Source organism: Streptomyces chrestomyceticus JCM 4735 (assembly GCF_003865135.1).
Lineage (GTDB): Bacteria > Actinomycetota > Actinomycetes > Streptomycetales > Streptomycetaceae > Streptomyces > Streptomyces chrestomyceticus.
Genome location: NZ_BHZC01000001.1, coordinates 9093842 through 9111287 on the forward strand (window position 1 = coordinate 9093842; position 17446 = coordinate 9111287).

Genomic DNA, 17446 nt, shown 5'->3' on the forward strand with positions numbered 1-17446 from the left:
TCTCCTTCAGTCATACTGATGCGCGCAGCGCTCGGTCGGTTCCGCCCCGCGTGTCGCTCGTTCGTCAGAACGCGCCGGAACTCGTCGTAACTCGCTGAATGTGCGTGCGGACAGCGTTACCGTTGCCCCGGCCGGCGGCATGCGACGGCCGTACAGAGATGGCGCACAGGTTTTGTGCGTCCGGCCAAAGGACCGCTGAAGGCGCCGGTCCAGGGCCTGTTTTCCTGCAGGGCCGAATTCGCGGGCCGCGCCCGGAACGGACGCGGCCCCTTATCCGGTTTCCGGCCACCGCTACATCTCGTTCTCCCACCAGCCGCGCGTGTCGACGTCCGCGGCGTCCGCCAGCGCCTCCAGTTCCGCGATCTCCTCGTCGGCGAGCTCCATGCCGCGGGCCCGGACCACCCCGTCGATGTGATCCGTCTTCGTGACCCCGACGATCGGGGTGGTCCCCTTGGCGACGGCCCAGGCGATGGCGACATCGGCGGCGGACGCGCCCCGGTCCTTGCCGATCGCCCCCATCCGGTCCGTCAGCGCCTGCAACCGGGGCAGGATGCCGTTGTACACGGTCGCCCGGTTGCTCCCCTCCGGCAACGGATGCGCCGGGCTGTACCCGCGCTGAGCCGACTGCCGATGTAGCCGTCGCCCGTCTCGCCGCTGTCTCCCCAGGCCCAGGTGCCCAACGCCACCGCCGGCACCGCCAGCGCCTTGCTCGTCATGTCTTACTCCGTTGTCCGTTCTTGGGATCTCGGGATCGTGTCGGAACGATCGGACCCCAGGAGACCGCGGTCGCCGCCACCGGAGAAGGTCGCGTCTATGGGGGGGTACAACCTCAACCTCCTTTGTGCGGTGACCGGTGGCTACGATGAATGGCATGGACCAACAGCCCGGAAACCGCGGCGAAATCCGGGACTTCCTTGCCGGCCGGCGCGCCAGGATCACCCCCCGCGCAGGTCGGACTGCCGACCAGCACCCGCCGCCGGGTCGCCGGACTGCGGCGCGAGGAGGTCGCCGTCCTCGCCGGCGCGAGCACGGAGTGGTACACGCGGTTGAAGAAGGGCCACATCGGCGGCGTGTCCGAAGAGGTCCTCGACCCTGGCGCCCATGACTTCTTCGTCGACTGGGACGCCGCCGGCGCCGCCACCGCCGCCCTGCTGCGCGCCGAGGCCGGACGCGAGCCCCGTGACCGGGCACTGCGCGCACTCGTCGGCGAACTGTCCACCACCAGCCCGGAGTTCCGCAGTCGATGGGCCGCGCACGACGTCCTGATGCGCCACGACGGCGTCAAACGGCTCCAGCGCCCCGCCGTCGGCCACCTGGACCTGACCTTCCAGTCCCTCGACCTGCCCCTGCCGGGCCGAGCCGTGCACGACCTGATCATCTACACGGCCGAACCCGGCACCGCGTCCGAGGACCGGCTCAAACTCCTCGCCATTTGGGCAGCCACGCCATCCCAGTCGGCACAGCCCATGCGTCGATCTTCTCGGCCCGGGAAGACCGGTGACAGCCCGTGACGAAGTCTTACTGAGGTCGGCGCACGTAGCGCCGTACGTCCCGTCCGGCCTCCCGCAGCTCTCCGTTCAGGGCGCGTTCGATCCACTCGGCGGCGGAGATGCTGCGCCGGCTGTCGGTCATCTACGACCGGCTCTGACCTGGCCGTACGCCGTCGGTGCCGGTCCCGGCCACCAAGTCCGCCAGTTCCCGCTGATAGGGGAACGACCCGGGCTCGTAGCCGCACCACGGTTCCTCGGCGTGCGGGTTGCCGGTGACGGCGTGGGCGCGGGAGCGGGAGCCGCCGCAGACATGGCGGAACTCGCAGCGGCCGCAGCGGCCGAGCAGTTGGCCGGCGTCGCGCAGGGCGGTGAAGAGGTCCGAGTCGCGGTAGATCTCCGTCAGCGGGCGGGTACGTACGTTGCCCGCCGCGAGGGGGAGGAAGCCGCTGGGGTGCACGGTGCCGGTGTGGGAGACGAAGACGAAGCCCCGGCCGGCGTTGACGTCCAGGGGTGGGCGGCGGGTCCGGCGGGGGCCGGTGCAGAGGTCCAGTTCTTCGGCGCGGTGGTGGAGTTGGCGGTACAGGGGGCCGAGGCCGAGGGCCTGGACGTGGTCGGCGCCCTTCGCTGACAGGATCGCGCGTTGCAGGGCGACGCGGCGGAAGTGGTGGGCTTCGGTGGTCTTGACCGGCACCGACAGCCCGACGTCGTAGAGGAAGTTGAGGACGTCCTCGGCCTCCGCCGGGCTGAGCGCGGCCAGTTGGCTGCCGCGCCCGGTCGGTACGAGGAAGAAGGCGCTCCACAGCATCACCCCGTGCTCGCGGACCAGCGCCGCGATCTCCGGCAGGTCGTGCAGGTTGTGCCGGCCGACCGTGGTGTTGATCTGGACCTTCATGCCCAGGCGGCGGGCGGTGTCCCAGGCGTCCAGGGTCCAGCGGTAGACGCCGGGGACGCCGCGGAAGCCGTCGTGGCGTGCGGCGGTGGAGCCGTCCAGGCTCAGGGACAGGCCCGCCGCCCCGGCCTCGTGGACGGCGCGGAGGTTCGGGGCGGTCAGGGTCGGAGTGCCCGAGGGGGAGACGGCGACCTTTACCCCGGCCTGCGTGCCGTAAACGATCAGTTCCAGCAGATCCGGGCGCTGGAAGGGGTCACCGCCGGTGACGACGAACAGGGGAGCGGGCCGGCCGAAGGCGGCGACCTGGTCGATCAGGCCCTGGGCGGCCCGGGTGTCCAGCTCGCGGGGGTCGCGGGCGGGCGTCGCGGTCGCCCGGCAGTGCAGGCAGGCCAGCGGGCAGGCGCGGGTCGACTCCCAGATGACGATGAACGGCTTGTCCGCCACCGCCTGGTGCTGCCGGCGGACCGGCCGGGCGCCGGTCACCGGGGCGGACACGGAACGGGGCGGGCGGCCGGCCGCCGGGCGTGGTCGTACATGAGCGGTACCTCCGATGCGATCACCCCCAGCATGCGGCCGGGGAGGCGCCCGCCGCCGGGGGCGGGGCGGCCCCCGAGCAGGGTCGTTGGTCCCGCGTGGCCGAAAACATTCGAGGTCCTGTGGCCCTGCGGCGCGGGACGCTTCGCCCACCGTGCCCCGCATGACCCGGATCTAGGTTCGGTCGCATGGAGAACAAGAAGATCAGCAGCCCGTCGGCGGCCGATGAAGCACGCGGCTGGCCGCTGGCCGGCCGGCGGCTGCTGAACCGCCGCGAGGTGAGCGAGGACGGGCGCGCCGTGTTCGGCCCGGCGGACCCGCGGTGGGAGGGCTTCTACCGCGACCGCTGGGCCCACGACAAGGTCGTCCGCTCCACCCACGGCGTCAACTGCACCGGGTCCTGCTCCTGGATGGTCTACGTCAAGGACGGGATCATCACCTGGGAGCACCAGGCCACCGACTACCCGTCGATCGGTGCCGACTGCCCCGAGTACGAGCCGCGCGGCTGCCCGCGCGGCGCGTCGTTCTCCTGGTACACCTACTCGCCCAGCCGGGTCCGCTACCCGTACGTACGCGGCGCGCTGCTGAAGATGTGGCGGGAGGCGCGCCGCAGGCTCGGCGACCCGGTGGCCGCCTGGGCGGAGATCACCGGGGACCCGGCCAGGGCCCGCGCCTACAAGAAGGCCCGGGGCAAGGGCGGACTGGTGCGCGCCGACTGGGACGAGGTGGCCGAGCTGGTCGCCGCCGCCCAGGTGCACACCGTCAAGACGTACGGCCCGGACCGGGTGGCCGGGTTCTCGCCGATCCCCGCGATGTCGATGGCGTCCTTCGCCGCGGGGGCGCGGTTCCACTCGCTGATCGGCGGCACCCTGCTGTCGTTCTACGACTGGTACGCGGACCTGCCCGTCGCCTCGCCGCAGGTCTTCGGCGACCAGACCGACGTGCCGGAGGCCGCCGACTGGTGGAACGCCGGGTACCTGGTCATGTGGGGTTCCAACATCCCCGTCACCCGGACCCCGGACGCCCACTTCCTGACCGAGACCCGGTACAACGGCACCAAGGTCGTCGCCGTCAGCCCCGACTACGCCGACAACGTCAAGCACGCCGACGAGTGGCTGGCCCCGCACCCGGGTACGGACGGTGCCCTGGCGATGGCGATGGGCCACGTCATCCTGCGCGAATTCCTGGTCGACCGCGCCACGCCCTACTTCGAGGACTATCTGCGCCGGTTCACCGACGCCCCGTTCCTGGTCACACTGCGCGAGCGGGACGGCGACCTGGTGCCGGACCGCTTCCTGACCGCCGCCGACCTCGGCGAGAGCGACGAGCACGCGCGCTTCAAGACCGTCCTGGTGGACCGCCGCAGCGGCGAGCCGGTGGTCCCCAACGGGTCGCTCGGCTTCCGCTGGGGGGAGGAGGGGAAGGGGCTCTGGAACCTGGAATTGGGGGACACTGAGCCGGAGTTGAGCCTGCTGGAAGGGGCCGAGTCGACGGCCACCGTGGCGCTGCCGCGCTTCGACGAAGGCCCCACCGAGGGCGGCGGCGTGATGGTGCGCGGCGTTCCGGTCCGTACGATCGGCGGGCGGCGGGTGACCACCGTCTTCGACCTGATGCTGGCGCAGTACGGGGTGCGCCGCCCCGGACTGCCCGGTACGTGGCCGGCCTCGTACGAGGACGCCTCCCAGCCGTACACGCCTGCCTGGCAGGAGACCGTCACCTCGGTCCCCGCGGCGCAGGCGGCCCGTATCGCCCGGGAGTTCGCCCGCAACGCCGAACGCACCGAAGGCCGCTCCATGATCGCCATGGGCGCCGGCACCAACCACTGGTTCCACTCGGACACCATCTACCGCGCCTTCCTGGCCCTGACCACCATGACGGGCTGCCAGGGCGTCAACGGAGGCGGCTGGGCCCACTACGTCGGCCAGGAGAAGATCCGCCCCGTCACCGGCCTGCAACACCTCGCGTTCGCCTTCGACTGGCAGCGGCCCACCCGCCACATGGCCGGTACGTCCTACTGGTACCTGGCCACCGACCAGTGGCGTTACGAGGCCTTCGGCCCGGACGAGCTGGCCTCCCCGCTGGGCGAGGGGCGGTTCGCCGGGCGCGCCACCGCCGACTGTCTGGCCCAGGCCGTCCGCATGGGCTGGACCCCCGGCCACCCCGGCTTCGACCGCAACCCGCTGGACCTGGCCGACGAGGCGGCCGCCGCGGGCCGTCCGGTGGCCGAGCACATCGTCGAGGGGCTGACGTCCGGCACCCTGCGCTTCGCCGCCGAGGACCCGGACGACCCGGCCAACTTCCCGCGCGTACTGACCGTGTGGCGGGCCAACCTGCTGGGCTCCTCCGGCAAGGGCAACGAGTACTTCCTGCGGCACCTGCTGGGCACGGACGCGGCGGTCCGCTCCGAGGAGACACCGCCCGACAAGCGGCCCCGGGACGTCGTCTGGCACGAGGAGGCGCCCGAGGGCAAGCTCGACCTGCTGGTCAGCATGGATTTCCGGATGACCTCCACCGGACTGTTCTCCGACGTGGTGCTGCCGGCCGCCACCTGGTACGAGAAGGACGACCTGTCCAGCACCGACATGCACCCCTTCGTGCACGCCTTCGCCCCGGCCATCGCGCCGCCCTGGCAGGCACGGACCGACTACGACACCTTCCTGACCATCGCCGACCGCTTCAGCGAACTGGCCGCCGACCACCTCGGCACCCGTACCGACGTCCTGGCCGTGCCCCTCCAGCACGACACCCCCGACGAGCTGGCCCAGCCCGGCGGCATCGTCGCCGACTGGAAGGCCGGCGAGTGCGCGCCGGTCCCCGGGCGCACCATGCCCAAGCTGGTGACCGTCGAACGGGACTACGCGGCGGTGGCGGACAAGATGCGCGCCGTCGGCCCGCTCCTCGACCGGCTCGGGACCACCACGAAGGGCGTCACCGTCCGGCCGGACGAGGAACTGGAGCGGCTGCGGCGGACCAACGGCGTCCGGCGCGGCGGCGCCGCGGACGGACGGCCGTCGCTGGCCACCGCCACCGACATGTGCGAGGCGATCCTCGCGCTGTCCGGCACCACCAACGGACGGCTGGCCACCGAGGGCTTCAAGGCGCTGGAGGAACGCACCGGTACGGCCATGGCGCACCTCTCCGCCGAGCGGGAGGCGGAACGCATCACCTTCGCCGACACCCGCGTCCAGCCCCGCTCGGTGATCACGTCCTACGAGTGGTCCGGCAGCGAGACCGGCGGGCGCCGCTACTCCCCGTTCGTCATCAACGTCGAGCACCGCAAGCCCTGGCACACCCTCACCGGCCGCCAGCACTTCTTCGTCGACCATGACTGGATGACCGAGCTGGGTGAGCAACTGCCGGTCTACCGGCCTCCGTTGAACACCACCCGGCACTACGGCGACGAGCACCTGGGCGAGGACGGCCGGGCCGAGGTGACGGTCCGCTACCTCACCCCGCACTCCAAGTGGTCCATCCACTCCGAGTACCAGGACAACGCCTACATGCTCGCCCTGTCCCGGGGCGGGCCGGTGATCTGGATGAGCACCGCCGACGCCGAGAAGATCGGCGTCAAGGACAACGAGTGGATCGAGGCGTACAACCGCAACGGCGTCGTGGCGGCCCGCGCGGTGGTCACCCACCGGATGCCGGAGGGCACGGTGTACATGTACCACGCCAAGGACCGCACGGTGAACGTGCCGAAGACGGAGGTCAGCGGCAAGCGCGGCGGCATGCACAACTCCCTGACCCGGCTGCTGCTCAAACCGACACATCTGGCCGGCGGCTACGCCCAGTTCACCTACGCCTTCAACTACTACGGCCCCACCGGCAACCAGCGCGACGAGGTCACCGTCATCCGCCGCCGCGGCCAGGATGTGGAGTACTGACATGCGCGTCATGGCCCAAGTGGCGATGGTGATGAACCTCGACAAGTGCATCGGCTGCCACACCTGCTCCGTCACCTGCAAGCAGACCTGGACCAACCGCACCGGCGTGGAGTACGCCTGGTTCAACAACGTCGAGACCAAGCCCGGTGTCGGCTACCCCCGCCGTTACGAGGACCAGCGGCAGTGGAAGGGCGGCTGGGAGCTGGACCGGCGCGGGCGCCTGGTGCTGCGCTCCGGCGGCCGCCTCAAGCGCCTGGCCTCGCTGTTCTCCAACCCCGACCTGCCGGCCATCGAGGACTACTACGAGCCGGTCACCTACGACTACGACAACCTCGTCAGCGCCCCGGCAGGCCAGGACGTACCCGTAGCCCGCCCCCGCTCGGTGCTCACCGGGAAGCCGACCTCCATCACCTGGGGCGCCAACTGGGAGGACGGCCTCGGCGGCGCGGGCGAGACGGCGGCCGGTGACCCCAACCTCAGCGGGGGACTGGCCGAGAAGGTGAAGTTCGAGTTCGAGCAGACCTTCCTGTTCCACCTGCCGCGGCTGTGCGAGCACTGCCTGAACCCGGCCTGCGTCTCGGCCTGTCCGTCGGGGGCGATGTACAAGCGGGCCGAGGACGGCATCGTCCTCGTCGACCAGGACCGCTGCCGCGGCTGGCGGATGTGCGTGACCGCCTGCCCGTACAAGAAGGTCTACGTCAACCACGCCACCGGCAAGGCCGAGAAGTGCACCTTCTGCTTCCCGCGCATCGAGGCCGGACAGCCCACCGTCTGCTCCGAGACCTGCGTGGGACGCCTGCGCTACCTCGGGCTGGTGCTCTACGACGCCGACCGGGTGGGCGAGGCCGCCGCCGTGGCCGACGAGCAGGACCTGCTGGACGCCCAGCGGAACGTCTTCCTCGACCCGGCCGACCCCGAGGTCCGCGCCGCCGCCCGGCGGTCCGGCATCCCCGAGGACTGGCTCGACGCCGCCCGCCGCTCTCCCGTACGCGCCCTGATCAGCGAGTACAAGGTGGCCCTGCCGCTGCACCCGGAGTACCGCACGCTGCCCATGGTCTGGTACGTGCCGCCGCTGTCCCCGGTCCTGGACGCCGTCGGCGAGGCGGGCGGCAACGCCGAGGACCCCGACCACGTCTTCGCCGCCGTCACCCGGCTGCGCATCCCGCTGGACTACCTGGCCAACCTCTTCGCCGCCGGAGACACCGACGTCGTCGCCGGGGTGCTGATGAAGCTGACCGCGTTGCGCAGCCACATGCGGCAGCGCAGCCTCGGCGAGCGGGGCGATGAGAGCGCCCTCAAGGCCGTCGGTCTCACGTCCGCGCAGGCCGAGGATCTGCACCGGCTGCTGGCCGTCGCCAAGTACGCCGACCGGTACGTGGTCCCCGCCGCCCACCGGGAGGACGCCGCCGCGCTCAGCGCGATGGAGAACCGCTGCCCTGTAGAGAGCGCGGACGCCCCGTCCGGCACCGATCGCAAGGTCATGCTCGGCATCCCCGCCCTGCGGCGACGCACCACCACCGACAGCCTCGCGGGAGACACCGCATGAGCACCCTGCGCACACGCATCCGCCCGGCAGCCGGGCGCGCAGCCCGCCTCGGCCCCGAAGAGACCGCTCAGCGCGCGCTCCTGCTGCGGCTGCTGTCGCTCCTGTTGCAGTACCCGGACGCCGAACTGACTGCTGAGCGGCCCGCACTGGCCGCGGCCGTGAACGCACTGCCGCCCTCGCCCGCCGCCGACGAACTGGCCGCCTTCACCACCTGGTTCACGGCCCAGCCCGCTGACACGCTGGAAAGCCACTACGTAGAAATCTTCGACCTGCGCCGCAAGAGCAGCCTCTACCTCACCTACTACCTGCACGGCGACACCCGCCGCCGGGGCATGGCCCTGCTCACCCTCGCCCAGACCTACCGGGCCGCCGGGTGGAGCGCCGACAGCGGCGAACTCCCCGACCACCTGCCCGTCGTCCTGGAATTCGCCGCGCTGGCCGGCCCGCGCGCCGGAGAAGCGCCGCTGCGCCGCCACCGGCGCGGCCTGGAACTCATCCACCACGCCCTGTCCGACGTGAAATCCCCCTACGCCGGACTGCTGACGGCGCTGCTGTCCCTGCTGCCCCCGGCCAGTGACGCGGAGCTGGCGGCGGTGGCGAAGCTGGCCGCCGAAGGGCCGCCCGCCGAGGACGTCGGCCTCGACCCGTACAGCGGCACCGGCTTCGCCCCGCCCGGCACCTTCGTACCGCCCGCCCCGGCCCGGCCGACCCTGATGCCCCCTCTGACCGGCCCCATGGATTCGGAGCCCCGCCGATGAGCGCCTCCAGCAGCCCCCTCACCGCGACGAACGGCACCGACCTGCTGCTGTGGGTCGCCGTCCCCTACATCTGCCTGGCCGTCTTCGTCGTCGGACACGTCTGGCGGTTCCGCAAGGACCAGTTCGGCTGGACCAGCCGCACCAGCCAACTGCTGGAACACCGCTGGCTGCGCTGGGGCAGCCCGCTGTTCCACCTCGGTGCGTTCGCCGTGATCGCCGGACACGTCGTGGGCCTGGCCGTCCCCGCGTCCTGGACGGAGGCGGTGGGCATCGGCGAGCACACCTACCACACCGTGGCGGTGGCCCTCGGCTCCGTGGCCGGTGCGGCCATGGTCGTGGGCCTGGGCATGCTCAGCGCCCGCCGCCTGCTCGCCCCGCGCATCCGCACCCGGACCAGCTCCAGCGACAAGCTGCTCTTCCCGCTGCTGGCCGTCACGGTGCTGCTGGGCATCGCCGCCACCGTCGTGCACAACGTCGCGGGTGGCGGCTACGACTACCGCTCCACCGTCTCCGTCTGGTTCCGCGGACTGTTCCTGCTGCAACCGCAGCCCGGGGCGATCTCCGGCGCGCCCCTGCTGTTCCAGTTGCACGCCCTGACCGCGTGCCTGCTGTTCGCGGCCTGGCCCTTCACCCGGCTCGTCCACGTGTGGAGCGCGCCCGTCGGTTACCTGCGCCGCCCGTACCTGGTCTACCGGCGGAAGCAGGCCGCTCCGGGGTACGACCGGTCACCGGCCGCCCCCGCCCGGGGTGGCGCGGCCGGGGCCAAGGCGTCCCGGTGAAGCCGGCCGCCGCACACCCCGGGCGCCGCTCCGGCGGGACGCGGCGAAAAATGGCCCGCCTCCTGGCGGGCGGGTTCGATGAAGCTGAACGACGGGAGCCGCAGGGCGGTGCCGGGACCCCGGGTTCCGCACCGGGCGGCTCGCGGAACGACACGACCGAGAGGCACACCATGCGCCCGGACACCACCACCGCCACGTCACCGAGAGCAGCGGGCCACCTCTCCCCGGCCGGCCACCCGTGGACGATGCTCACGCTGGCCACGCTGGGCTTCGCCGTCAACTTCTGGGCGTGGGCGCTGCTCAGCCCGCTGGGACCGCGCTTCAAGGAGACCCTGGACCTCAGCTCGTTCGAGCAGTCCCTGCTGGTGGCGGTGCCCGTCGTCGTGGGGTCGCTGGGACGCATCCCGGTCGGCGCGCTGACCGACCGGTTCGGCGGCCGGGCGATGTTCCCCCTGGTGTCCGCCGCGACGATCGTGCCGGTGCTCTACCTGGGCCTGTTCGGTCACTCCTCGCTGATCGCGCTGCTGATCGGCGGGTTCTTCCTGGGCATCGGGGGCACGGCCTTCGCCGTCGGCGTGCCGTTCGTCAACCGCTGGTTCCCGCCGGAACGGCGCGGGATGGCGATCGGCGTCTTCGGCGCGGGCATGGGCGGCACCGCCATCAGCGCGCTGACCACCGTCAATCTGGTCGACGCGCACGGCATGGCCAACCCCTTCCTGATCACCGCAGCGGCCCTGGCCGCCTACGCCGTACTGGCCGCCGTACTGCTGCGGGACGCGCCCGGCCGTACCGTACCGACCGAGCCGCTGGCCCGCCGTCTCGCCGACACCGCCCGCCTGCCCGTCACCTGGCAGGCATCCGCCCTGTACGCCGTGGCGTTCGGCGGCTATGTCGCCTTCTCGGTCTACCTGCCGACCTACCTGAAGACCGGTTACGGACTGGGCCAGGCCGACGCCGCCAACCGGATGGCCGGCTTCGTCCTGCTGGCGGTGGCCATGCGCCCGGTCGGCGGCTGGCTGTCGGACAAGGCGGGCTCGGTCCGCGTGCTCGCCGCGTCCCTGGCGGTCGTCGTGGTGGGAGCCGCCGTGCAGTCGGCCACCCCGCCGCTCGCCCCGCTGGGCACCATCGCCTTCCTGGCCATGGCCGCCGCCCTCGGCGCGGGCAGTGGCGCCACCTTCGCGCTGGTGGCTCTGCTGGCCCCGGCGAACAAGGTCGGGTCGGTCACCGGCGTGGTCGGCGCGGCGGGCGGCCTGGGCGGCTTCATCCCTCCGCTGGTCATGGGTGCGATCTACAGCGCCTCGGGGAGCTACGCCCTCGGCCTGCTCCTGCTGGTCCTGGTCTCGGCCGCCGCCCTGGCCTTCACCGTCACCCGGGTCCGGCGGGCCGCCGCTTCCGAGGGCACGTCACCGTGACGGCGCAGCCGGCCCGGTGAATCGCAGCAGGTTCCAGGAAGGGCGCCCCTGAGGTGCCCTCAGAAAGGCAGCGCAGCCCGATGAACGCATCCACCACCTCACCCCTCACTCCCTCCCTCCCGGAGCCGGAGGAGACACGGCCGCACATCGTGGTCGTGGGCGGCGGTATCGCCGGGCTCACCGCTGCCGCCCGCCTCAGTGGCGCGGCGGGCGGCAGCGGTTCCGGGGCCCGGGTGACGCTGCTGGAGTCCGCCGGGCGGCTCGGCGGCAAGCTCCTGTGCGGAGAGGTCGGCGGCGTGCCCGTGGACCTGGGGGCCGAGGCGCTGTTCACCCGGCAGCCGTCCGCCGTGGACCTGGCCCGGGAGGTCGGTCTGGGGGAGGAGCTGGAGGCTCCGGCCACGGTGGAGGCTTCACTGTGGACTCGCGGCGCGCTCCGCCCCCTGCCCCGGGGCCACCTGATGGGCATACCCGCCGACCTCGACTCCCTTGCCGCTTGCGGGGTGCTGTCCGCCGACGGCCTCGCGCGCGCCCGCCAGGACCTGACGCTCCCGCGTACGGACGTGGGCGACGACATCGCCGTCGGCCGGTACGTGGCCGCCCGGTTGGGGCAGGAAGTGGTCGACCGGCTCGTCGAACCCCTCCTCGGCGGCGTGTACGCCGGGCACGCCGACCGCATCTCCCTGCGCGCCGCCCTGCCGCACCTGCTCCCCGTCGCCCGCGAGGAGCGGTCCCTGCTCGAAGGCATCCGTGCCATGCGGACGCCGGCGCCCGCCGCGCCGAAGCCCGGGGCGGCCGCGTCCCCGTTCCGGAGCGTACGGGGCGGACTGGGCCGACTGCCCTTGGCCGTCGCCCAGGCGTGCCGGGCCGCGGGCGTGGACATCCGCACCGCCACCGCCGCCCGCACGCTCCGCCGTACGGGACACGGGTGGCGGCTGACGGTACGGAACGCGAGCGGCGAACAGCGGCTCGAAGCGGACGCCGTGGTACTCGCCGTACCCGCGCCCGCCGCTGCCCGGCTGCTGGCCGACGAGGTACCGGCCGCGGCCGCCGCGCTGCGCGGCGTCGAGTACGCGGACATGGCCCTGGTCACCCTGGTCTTCGACCGCGCCGACCTGCCCGGCGGCCTGCCGGGCAGCGGCTTCCTGGTCCCGCCGGTGGACGGGCACCTCATCAAGGCGGCCACGTTCCCGACCGGCAAATGGGCGTGGCCGGGCCGGTGCGCGCCCGACAAGGTCGTGGTGCGCACGTCAATCGGCCGGCACGGGGAGGACACCGCCCTGCGCCTCGACGACAAGGAACTGGTGGCCCGTTCACGTACCGAGCTGTCCGCCGCGACCGGCCTGACGGCCGTCCCGAACGCCACCGCCGTCACCCGCTGGGCCACCGGCCTGCCGCAGTACACCGTCGGCCATGTCGCCCGGATGGGCCGCGTACGGGAGCATGTGGCGCAGCTCGGCACGCTGGCGGTGTGCGGGGCCGCGTACGACGGCGTCGGCATCACCAGTTGCGTCGAGGGCGCCGGGCGGGCGGCTGAGGCGATCACGGCGTCGCTCGGCGCCCGCCGCCGGGGGTGAGGAGATCCGGCCGTTCACCCGCCTCGTCCACATGCTCACCGCGCCCCTGGGCCACCTCACCCGCCCGTACATCGTCTACCGCAGCCGCGACGCGCAGCTCGGCGCACGCCCTCCCCGGCGCGGCTGGGAACGCGTCCGATGAACGGCGGGACCTTCGGCCCTACCGGGGGCGGGCAACCCGGCGCCGGGACGTAGGACCGGGAAGAAGGGCCGTCCGGCCCTGGCTCTTCGGCCCTGGCGTGCGGCAGGCTGCACATGGCGCCGCCCGCGGGGGCGGGCCGCACCAGGAACATCGGAGCTGTGTGATGACGGAGAACCCTGCCGACGCCCGGACGAAGGCACCGGTCAGCGTCTTCCTGCTCGACGACCACGAGGTGGTGCGCCGCGGCGTGCACGACCTGCTGGACGCCGAGCCGGATCTGACCGTGGTGGGAGAGGCGAACACCGCCGAACAGGCGCTGGTGCGCATCCCCGCCCTGCGTCCGCAGGTGGCGGTCCTGGACGTCCGGCTGCCCGACGGCGACGGCGTGAGTGTCTGCCGCGAACTGCGCTCCCGCATGCCTGACCTGGTGTGCCTGATGCTGACCTCGTTCGACGACGAGGAGGCCCTGCTGGACGCGATCATGGCGGGGGCCGCCGGGTACGTGCTCAAGCAGATCACCGGCACCGACCTGGTCAACGCCGTACGGACGGTGGCCTCGGGCCAGTCGCTGCTCGACGCCGGTGCCACCGCACGCGTCATGGCCCGGCTGCGCGGCGAGACCCGGCAGGAAGAACCGAAGCCGGGTCTGCCGGGGCTGAGCGACCGGGAGCGGGAGATTCTCGCGCTGGTGGGCGAGGGGCTGACCAACCGGGAGATCGGCAAGCGGCTCTACCTCGCGGAGAAGACGGTCAAGAACAACATCTCCCGCCTGCTGGCCAAGCTCGGCGTGGAACGCCGGGTCCAGGCCGCGGTCATCGCCACCCAGGCGCTCGCCGCCGCCCCGGAGCCCCGCTCGGGTGCGGCCTCCGCGACGCCGCGCGCGGGCGGCCCGAGGGCCTGAGGACGCGACGGTTCCCGGCGCCGACGGGGCTCATGGGGCCGACGAGTCTGATGGGACACCGATAGGGCCTTCGTGGCCGCTCCCCGGCCGGACGGCGTGCTGCCGTACGCGGCCGGGGGCCGGTCACTGCCGTGCGCTCGGCCGGCCGACCCGTGCGCGGCTCCGTGGCTGCACACCCGGCAGGGCACCCGGCCTGCGTTTTTCGGGCCGCACCGAAACCGCTGGCCCACTCACGGCCCGCCGCCCACACTGATGCCGGGCCGACTCACCGGCCCCCCTTCGAGAACCGCGAACTCAGGGAGTTTCCCATGAGCCTGCGCAAACTCGTCATGCCCCTGCTCGCCGCCGCGACGCTGGTGGGCGGCTCGATGATCGGAGCCTCGGGCTCCTCCGCCGCCGAGCGGACGGTCCCGCCGAAGCCTCAGCTCGACTGCCCGTACTACTCCGTGTGCGGCCAGGCCGCCAACGGCAGTTCGTTCCGGTACACGACCTGTAACTTCGAGTTCCAGCTCCCCAACCTGGTCGGCTCGGGCCCCCTCGTCAACAACCAGACCGCGGGAACCGTGGCGAGGTTCTACGACAAGAACCGCCGGCTGCTCTTCACCTCCACGGCGTACGACTCCCGTACGGTCAACTGGACCCCGGTCTGGTACGTCAGGGCCTGCTGATCCGCCGGCAGCGGTAAGCGGCCGATCCGCCGGGCAGCTTGCGTTCCGGGGAGCCCGGGAGCTGCCCGGCGGTGTCCGTGACGTCCGGTGCCGCCCCGGGCCGGCTGAGTCCTGGCGTATCCGCTACGAGCCGGTCCGGTCACGGCCCTCACCTGGGGGACAGGGCGCAGGTGGTAACGGGTCTCCGTACGGGCTGCCGTCGTCACCCGCGCGCGGGACGAGGCGGCTGACCACACCCACCACCCCGTCCACCCGCCAGGTCAGGCCGATCGCGGCCGGGATGTCGTCCTCGTGCGCGAGCGTCCCCCGCAGGGTCACCAGGCCGTCCCGTACCGACACCCGCACGGCGTCCGGCGGCACGCCCAGGGTGCGGCCCAGCACCTCGCCGGCCACTTCCACCAGGATCTGCTCGTCCGGCCGCAGGAAGACCCGCAGCAGGTCCCGGCGGGTGGTGATGCCGATGAGACGGTCCTCCTCGTCGACGACGGGCAGCCGGTCGACGTGCCGACGTTGCATGAGGCGCGCGGCGTCCGCGACGCGGTGTTCCGGGTGCACGGTGACCGCCGGTGTCGTCATCACTTCGCCCGCGGTCGCGCCGCCGGGCGCACGAGTGCCGGGCGGGCGGCGTGGCGCCGGGTGCGGCAGCCGCCCGGCCGGGCTCCGGGGCCGGTCACCGGAGAGCGCGGGCAGGTCCGTGCGGGACACCACCCCCATGACCTTGCCGTCGCCGTCCACCACCGGCAGGCCGCTGATCCGGTGGACGTCGAGCAGCCGGGCCAGCTCCTCGGCCGGGGTGTCCGGGCGGGCCTGTACGACCTCCCACGTCATCACCTCGGCCACGGTGCGGTTCTGCACGGCGGTACCTCCCCTCCTTCGGTGCCTCACGGAACCGGCCTCCGGGCCGGCCGCTGTTCCCCCGCCGACCGAGTCTCGCCGAGGCCGCGGCCCGGGAGGAGGGTCCATCCGCCTCCGTCCGAGGGCCACTCGCCCCCGATACGTCACCCGTCGCCTCCAGCACGTCATCCGTCACTCCCGAAACACCCTGCGCTCGGCTCGCGCGGGACCGGGCGGCCACCGAGTCCGATGGCGGTGTTCGAACAGGGATACGCTGGCCGGGTACGGCGGGCGACCGAAGAAGGAGGGCCGGTGGGCACGCAGGAGCCGTTGTCGCGGATGCCGCAGATGCGACTGGACGAGTTGCTGGAAGAACTGCAGGCACGCATCGACGCCGCGCGCGGCACCCGGGACCGGGTGCACAGCCTGCTGGAGGCCGTGGTCTCGGTGGGGCGGGAACTGGACCTGCCGCAAGTGCTCCGGCGCATCGTCGAAGCGGCGGCGCTGCTGGTCGACGCGCAGTACGCGGCGCTCGGCGTGATCGGCCCGGACGGCAGGCTGCTGTCGCAGTTCCTCACCGTCGGCCTGGCCCCCGAGGAGGTCGCCGCGATCGGACCGCTGCCGGCCGGCCACGGCCTGCTGGGCGAACTGATCCGGCACCCCGAGCCGTTGCGGCTCGCCGACCTCGGTTCCCACCCGTCGTCCTACGGGTTCCCCGCCCACCACCCGCCGATGCGCACGTTCCTGGGCGTGCCGATCCGGGTACGGGACGAGGTCTTCGGCAATCTGTACCTGACCGACAAGCGCGGCGGGCACGACTTCGACGCGGAGGACGAGTCGGTGATCTCCACGCTGTCGGTCGCCGCCGGTGTGGCGATCGACAACGCCCGGCTCTACGAGGGCGCGCAGCGCCAGCAGCGCTGGCTGAAGGCGGGCGCGGAGATCACCAACAGCCTGTTCTCCGGCATCCCGCGCCTGGAGGTGCTGGAGCTGATCGCCCGCCGGGCCCAGGAGATCACCCGGGCCCAGCTCGCCGACGTCTGCGTCCCCATGCACGACACCGGTGACCTGGTCGTCGAGCTGGCGCTCGGCGGGCACGGCGAGAAGCGCCGCGGTCTGGTGGTGCCGGTCGACGGCACGCTGTCCGGCGCCGCCCTCGTCGCGGGCAAGCCCGTCACCACGTCCGCGCTGGCGGGCGACGAGCGGTACGCCGCCGGGCCCCGGCGGTTCGACGGCCTGGGACCGGCGGTGGCCGTGCCGTTGGACAGCGAGGGCGGCAGCGCCCGGGGCGTGCTGCTGCTGGCGCGCGCCGAGGGCGAGGCGGTGTTCACCGAAGGGGAGCTGGACCCGCTGCACGCGTTCGCCGGGCAGGCGGCCCTCGCCCTGGAACTGGCCGAGCGCCGGCGCGACGCCGAACAGCTCGCCCTCCTGGAGGACCGCGACCGGATCGCCCGCGACCTGCACGACCTGGCCATCCAGCGGCTGTTCGCCACCGGTATGACGCTGCAGAGCGCCGCCCGGCTGGTCGAGCACGCCGGTGCGGCGGAGCGGGTCACCCGGGCGGTCGGCGACCTGGACGAGACCATCAAGATCATCCGTTCGACGATCTTCGGTCTGCGGGTCAGGGAGGAGGACGCCGGACCGAGCCTGCGGGCCCGGGTGGCGCGCGCCGTGGGGGAGGCCGGCACGGCGCTGGGCTTCCCGCCCCGGCTGAGCATGGAGGGCCTGCTGGACACCGACGTACCGGCCCAGGTCGCCGACCACGTCGTGGCGGCCCTCACCGAACTGCTGAGCAACGCGGCCCGGCACGCGCACGCGACCCGCGTCGAGGTGGCGCTGCAGGCCGCCGGCGACGAGGTCGTGCTGACCGTGACGGACAACGGCAGGGGCGTCCCGGAGGGCGGCCGGCGCAGCGGACTGACCAACCTGGCCGAGCGGGCGGACCGGGTGGACGGGACGATGGAGATCCGTACGCCCGAGGGTGGCGGGAGCCAGGTGGTGTGGCGCGCTCCGCTGTCCGGGGGCGCCTGACGGG

The 17446-nt window shown here is 73.0% G+C and carries 12 protein-coding genes and 2 pseudogenes; 11 read left to right on the plus strand and 3 right to left on the minus strand.

The window, feature by feature from the left end; genetic code table 11:
* Positions 1 to 291: 291 nt before the first annotated feature.
* Positions 292 to 873 carry an aldo/keto reductase gene (locus EJG53_RS43515; protein WP_218041948.1) on the minus strand — a complete coding sequence of 194 codons (582 nt, stop codon included), beginning with the start codon at positions 871 to 873 and terminating at the stop codon, positions 292 to 294.
* On the opposite strand from EJG53_RS43515, the pseudogene EJG53_RS39300 reads away from it, so the two are divergent.
* Positions 872 to 1511 (plus strand): annotated as a pseudogene (locus EJG53_RS39300) (MmyB family transcriptional regulator). The gene EJG53_RS43515 and the pseudogene EJG53_RS39300 overlap by 2 nt on opposite strands.
* A 121-nt stretch (positions 1512 to 1632) precedes the next feature.
* On the opposite strand, the gene EJG53_RS39305 reads toward EJG53_RS39300, so the two are convergent.
* Positions 1633 to 2874 (minus strand): TIGR04053 family radical SAM/SPASM domain-containing protein, encoded by a 1242-nt coding sequence (locus tag EJG53_RS39305; protein ID WP_167515244.1) that lies wholly within the window; start codon positions 2872 to 2874, stop codon positions 1633 to 1635.
* A 227-nt stretch (positions 2875 to 3101) separates the two neighbouring features.
* Between EJG53_RS39305 and EJG53_RS39310 the strand changes: the two genes are divergently transcribed.
* The 9 genes and pseudogenes from EJG53_RS39310 (at position 3102) to EJG53_RS39350 (ending at position 14577) form a co-directional block, all read left to right on the plus strand.
* Positions 3102 to 6797 (plus strand): nitrate reductase subunit alpha, encoded by a 3696-nt coding sequence (locus EJG53_RS39310; RefSeq protein ID WP_125048887.1) that lies wholly within the window; start codon positions 3102 to 3104, stop codon positions 6795 to 6797.
* Position 6798: 1 nt separating this feature from the next.
* Positions 6799 to 8343, plus strand: a complete 1545-nt coding sequence (gene narH / locus EJG53_RS39315; RefSeq protein ID WP_167515245.1) for a nitrate reductase subunit beta — start codon at positions 6799 to 6801, stop codon at positions 8341 to 8343.
* Positions 8340 to 9101: a nitrate reductase molybdenum cofactor assembly chaperone gene (narJ, locus tag EJG53_RS39320; protein WP_125048889.1), complete on the plus strand. Its 762-nt coding sequence runs from the start codon at positions 8340 to 8342 to the stop codon at positions 9099 to 9101. Before narH ends, narJ begins: the two co-directional genes overlap by 4 nt.
* Positions 9098 to 9880 carry a respiratory nitrate reductase subunit gamma gene (narI, locus tag EJG53_RS39325; protein ID WP_125048890.1) on the plus strand — a complete coding sequence of 261 codons (783 nt, stop codon included), beginning with the start codon at positions 9098 to 9100 and terminating at the stop codon, positions 9878 to 9880. The genes narJ and narI overlap by 4 nt, the downstream gene beginning before the upstream one ends.
* A 245-nt stretch (positions 9881 to 10125) precedes the next feature.
* On the plus strand, positions 10126 to 11292 hold the full coding sequence (locus EJG53_RS39330; RefSeq protein ID WP_125049887.1) for an MFS transporter: 1167 nt from the start codon (positions 10126 to 10128) through the stop codon (positions 11290 to 11292).
* Between the two features lie 80 nt (positions 11293 to 11372).
* A complete protein-coding gene (gene hemG / locus EJG53_RS39335; protein WP_125048891.1) occupies positions 11373 to 12866 on the plus strand; it encodes a protoporphyrinogen oxidase in 1494 nt (497 codons plus the stop codon).
* A 10-nt stretch (positions 12867 to 12876) separates the two neighbouring features.
* Positions 12877 to 13008, plus strand: a pseudogene (locus EJG53_RS39340) (respiratory nitrate reductase subunit gamma); the annotation flags it as partial.
* Positions 13009 to 13171: 163 nt separating this feature from the next.
* Positions 13172 to 13909: a response regulator gene (locus EJG53_RS39345; protein WP_125048892.1), complete on the plus strand. Its 738-nt coding sequence runs from the start codon at positions 13172 to 13174 to the stop codon at positions 13907 to 13909.
* A 308-nt stretch (positions 13910 to 14217) separates the two neighbouring features.
* Positions 14218 to 14577, plus strand: a complete 360-nt coding sequence (locus tag EJG53_RS39350) for a hypothetical protein (protein WP_125048893.1) — start codon at positions 14218 to 14220, stop codon at positions 14575 to 14577.
* 123 nt (positions 14578 to 14700) lie between these two features.
* On the opposite strand, the gene EJG53_RS39355 is transcribed toward EJG53_RS39350, so the two are convergent.
* A complete protein-coding gene (locus tag EJG53_RS39355; protein WP_244955535.1) occupies positions 14701 to 15432 on the minus strand; it encodes a CBS domain-containing protein in 732 nt (243 codons plus the stop codon).
* Positions 15433 to 15723: 291 nt separating this feature from the next.
* On the opposite strand from EJG53_RS39355, the gene EJG53_RS39360 reads away from it, so the two are divergent.
* A complete protein-coding gene (locus tag EJG53_RS39360) occupies positions 15724 to 17442 on the plus strand; it encodes a sensor histidine kinase (protein ID WP_125048895.1) in 1719 nt (572 codons plus the stop codon).
* Positions 17443 to 17446 lie beyond the last annotated feature (4 nt).

Coding starts and splice junctions, on each gene's coding strand:
- EJG53_RS39330 (WP_125049887.1), top strand. CDS start 10,126: ATGCTCACGCTGGCCACGCTGGGCTTCGCCGTCAACTTCTGGGCGTGG.
- narI (WP_125048890.1), top strand. CDS start 9,098: ATGAGCGCCTCCAGCAGCCCCCTCACCGCGACGAACGGCACCGACCTG.
- EJG53_RS39310 (WP_125048887.1), top strand. CDS start 3,102: ATGGAGAACAAGAAGATCAGCAGCCCGTCGGCGGCCGATGAAGCACGC.
- narJ (WP_125048889.1), top strand. CDS start 8,340: ATGAGCACCCTGCGCACACGCATCCGCCCGGCAGCCGGGCGCGCAGCC.
- hemG (WP_125048891.1), top strand. CDS start 11,373: ATGAACGCATCCACCACCTCACCCCTCACTCCCTCCCTCCCGGAGCCG.
- EJG53_RS39345 (WP_125048892.1), top strand. CDS start 13,172: ATGACGGAGAACCCTGCCGACGCCCGGACGAAGGCACCGGTCAGCGTC.
- EJG53_RS39350 (WP_125048893.1), top strand. CDS start 14,218: ATGAGCCTGCGCAAACTCGTCATGCCCCTGCTCGCCGCCGCGACGCTG.
- EJG53_RS43515 (WP_218041948.1), bottom strand. CDS start 873: ATGCCATTCATCGTAGCCACCGGTCACCGCACAAAGGAGGTTGAGGTT.
- narH (WP_167515245.1), top strand. CDS start 6,799: ATGCGCGTCATGGCCCAAGTGGCGATGGTGATGAACCTCGACAAGTGC.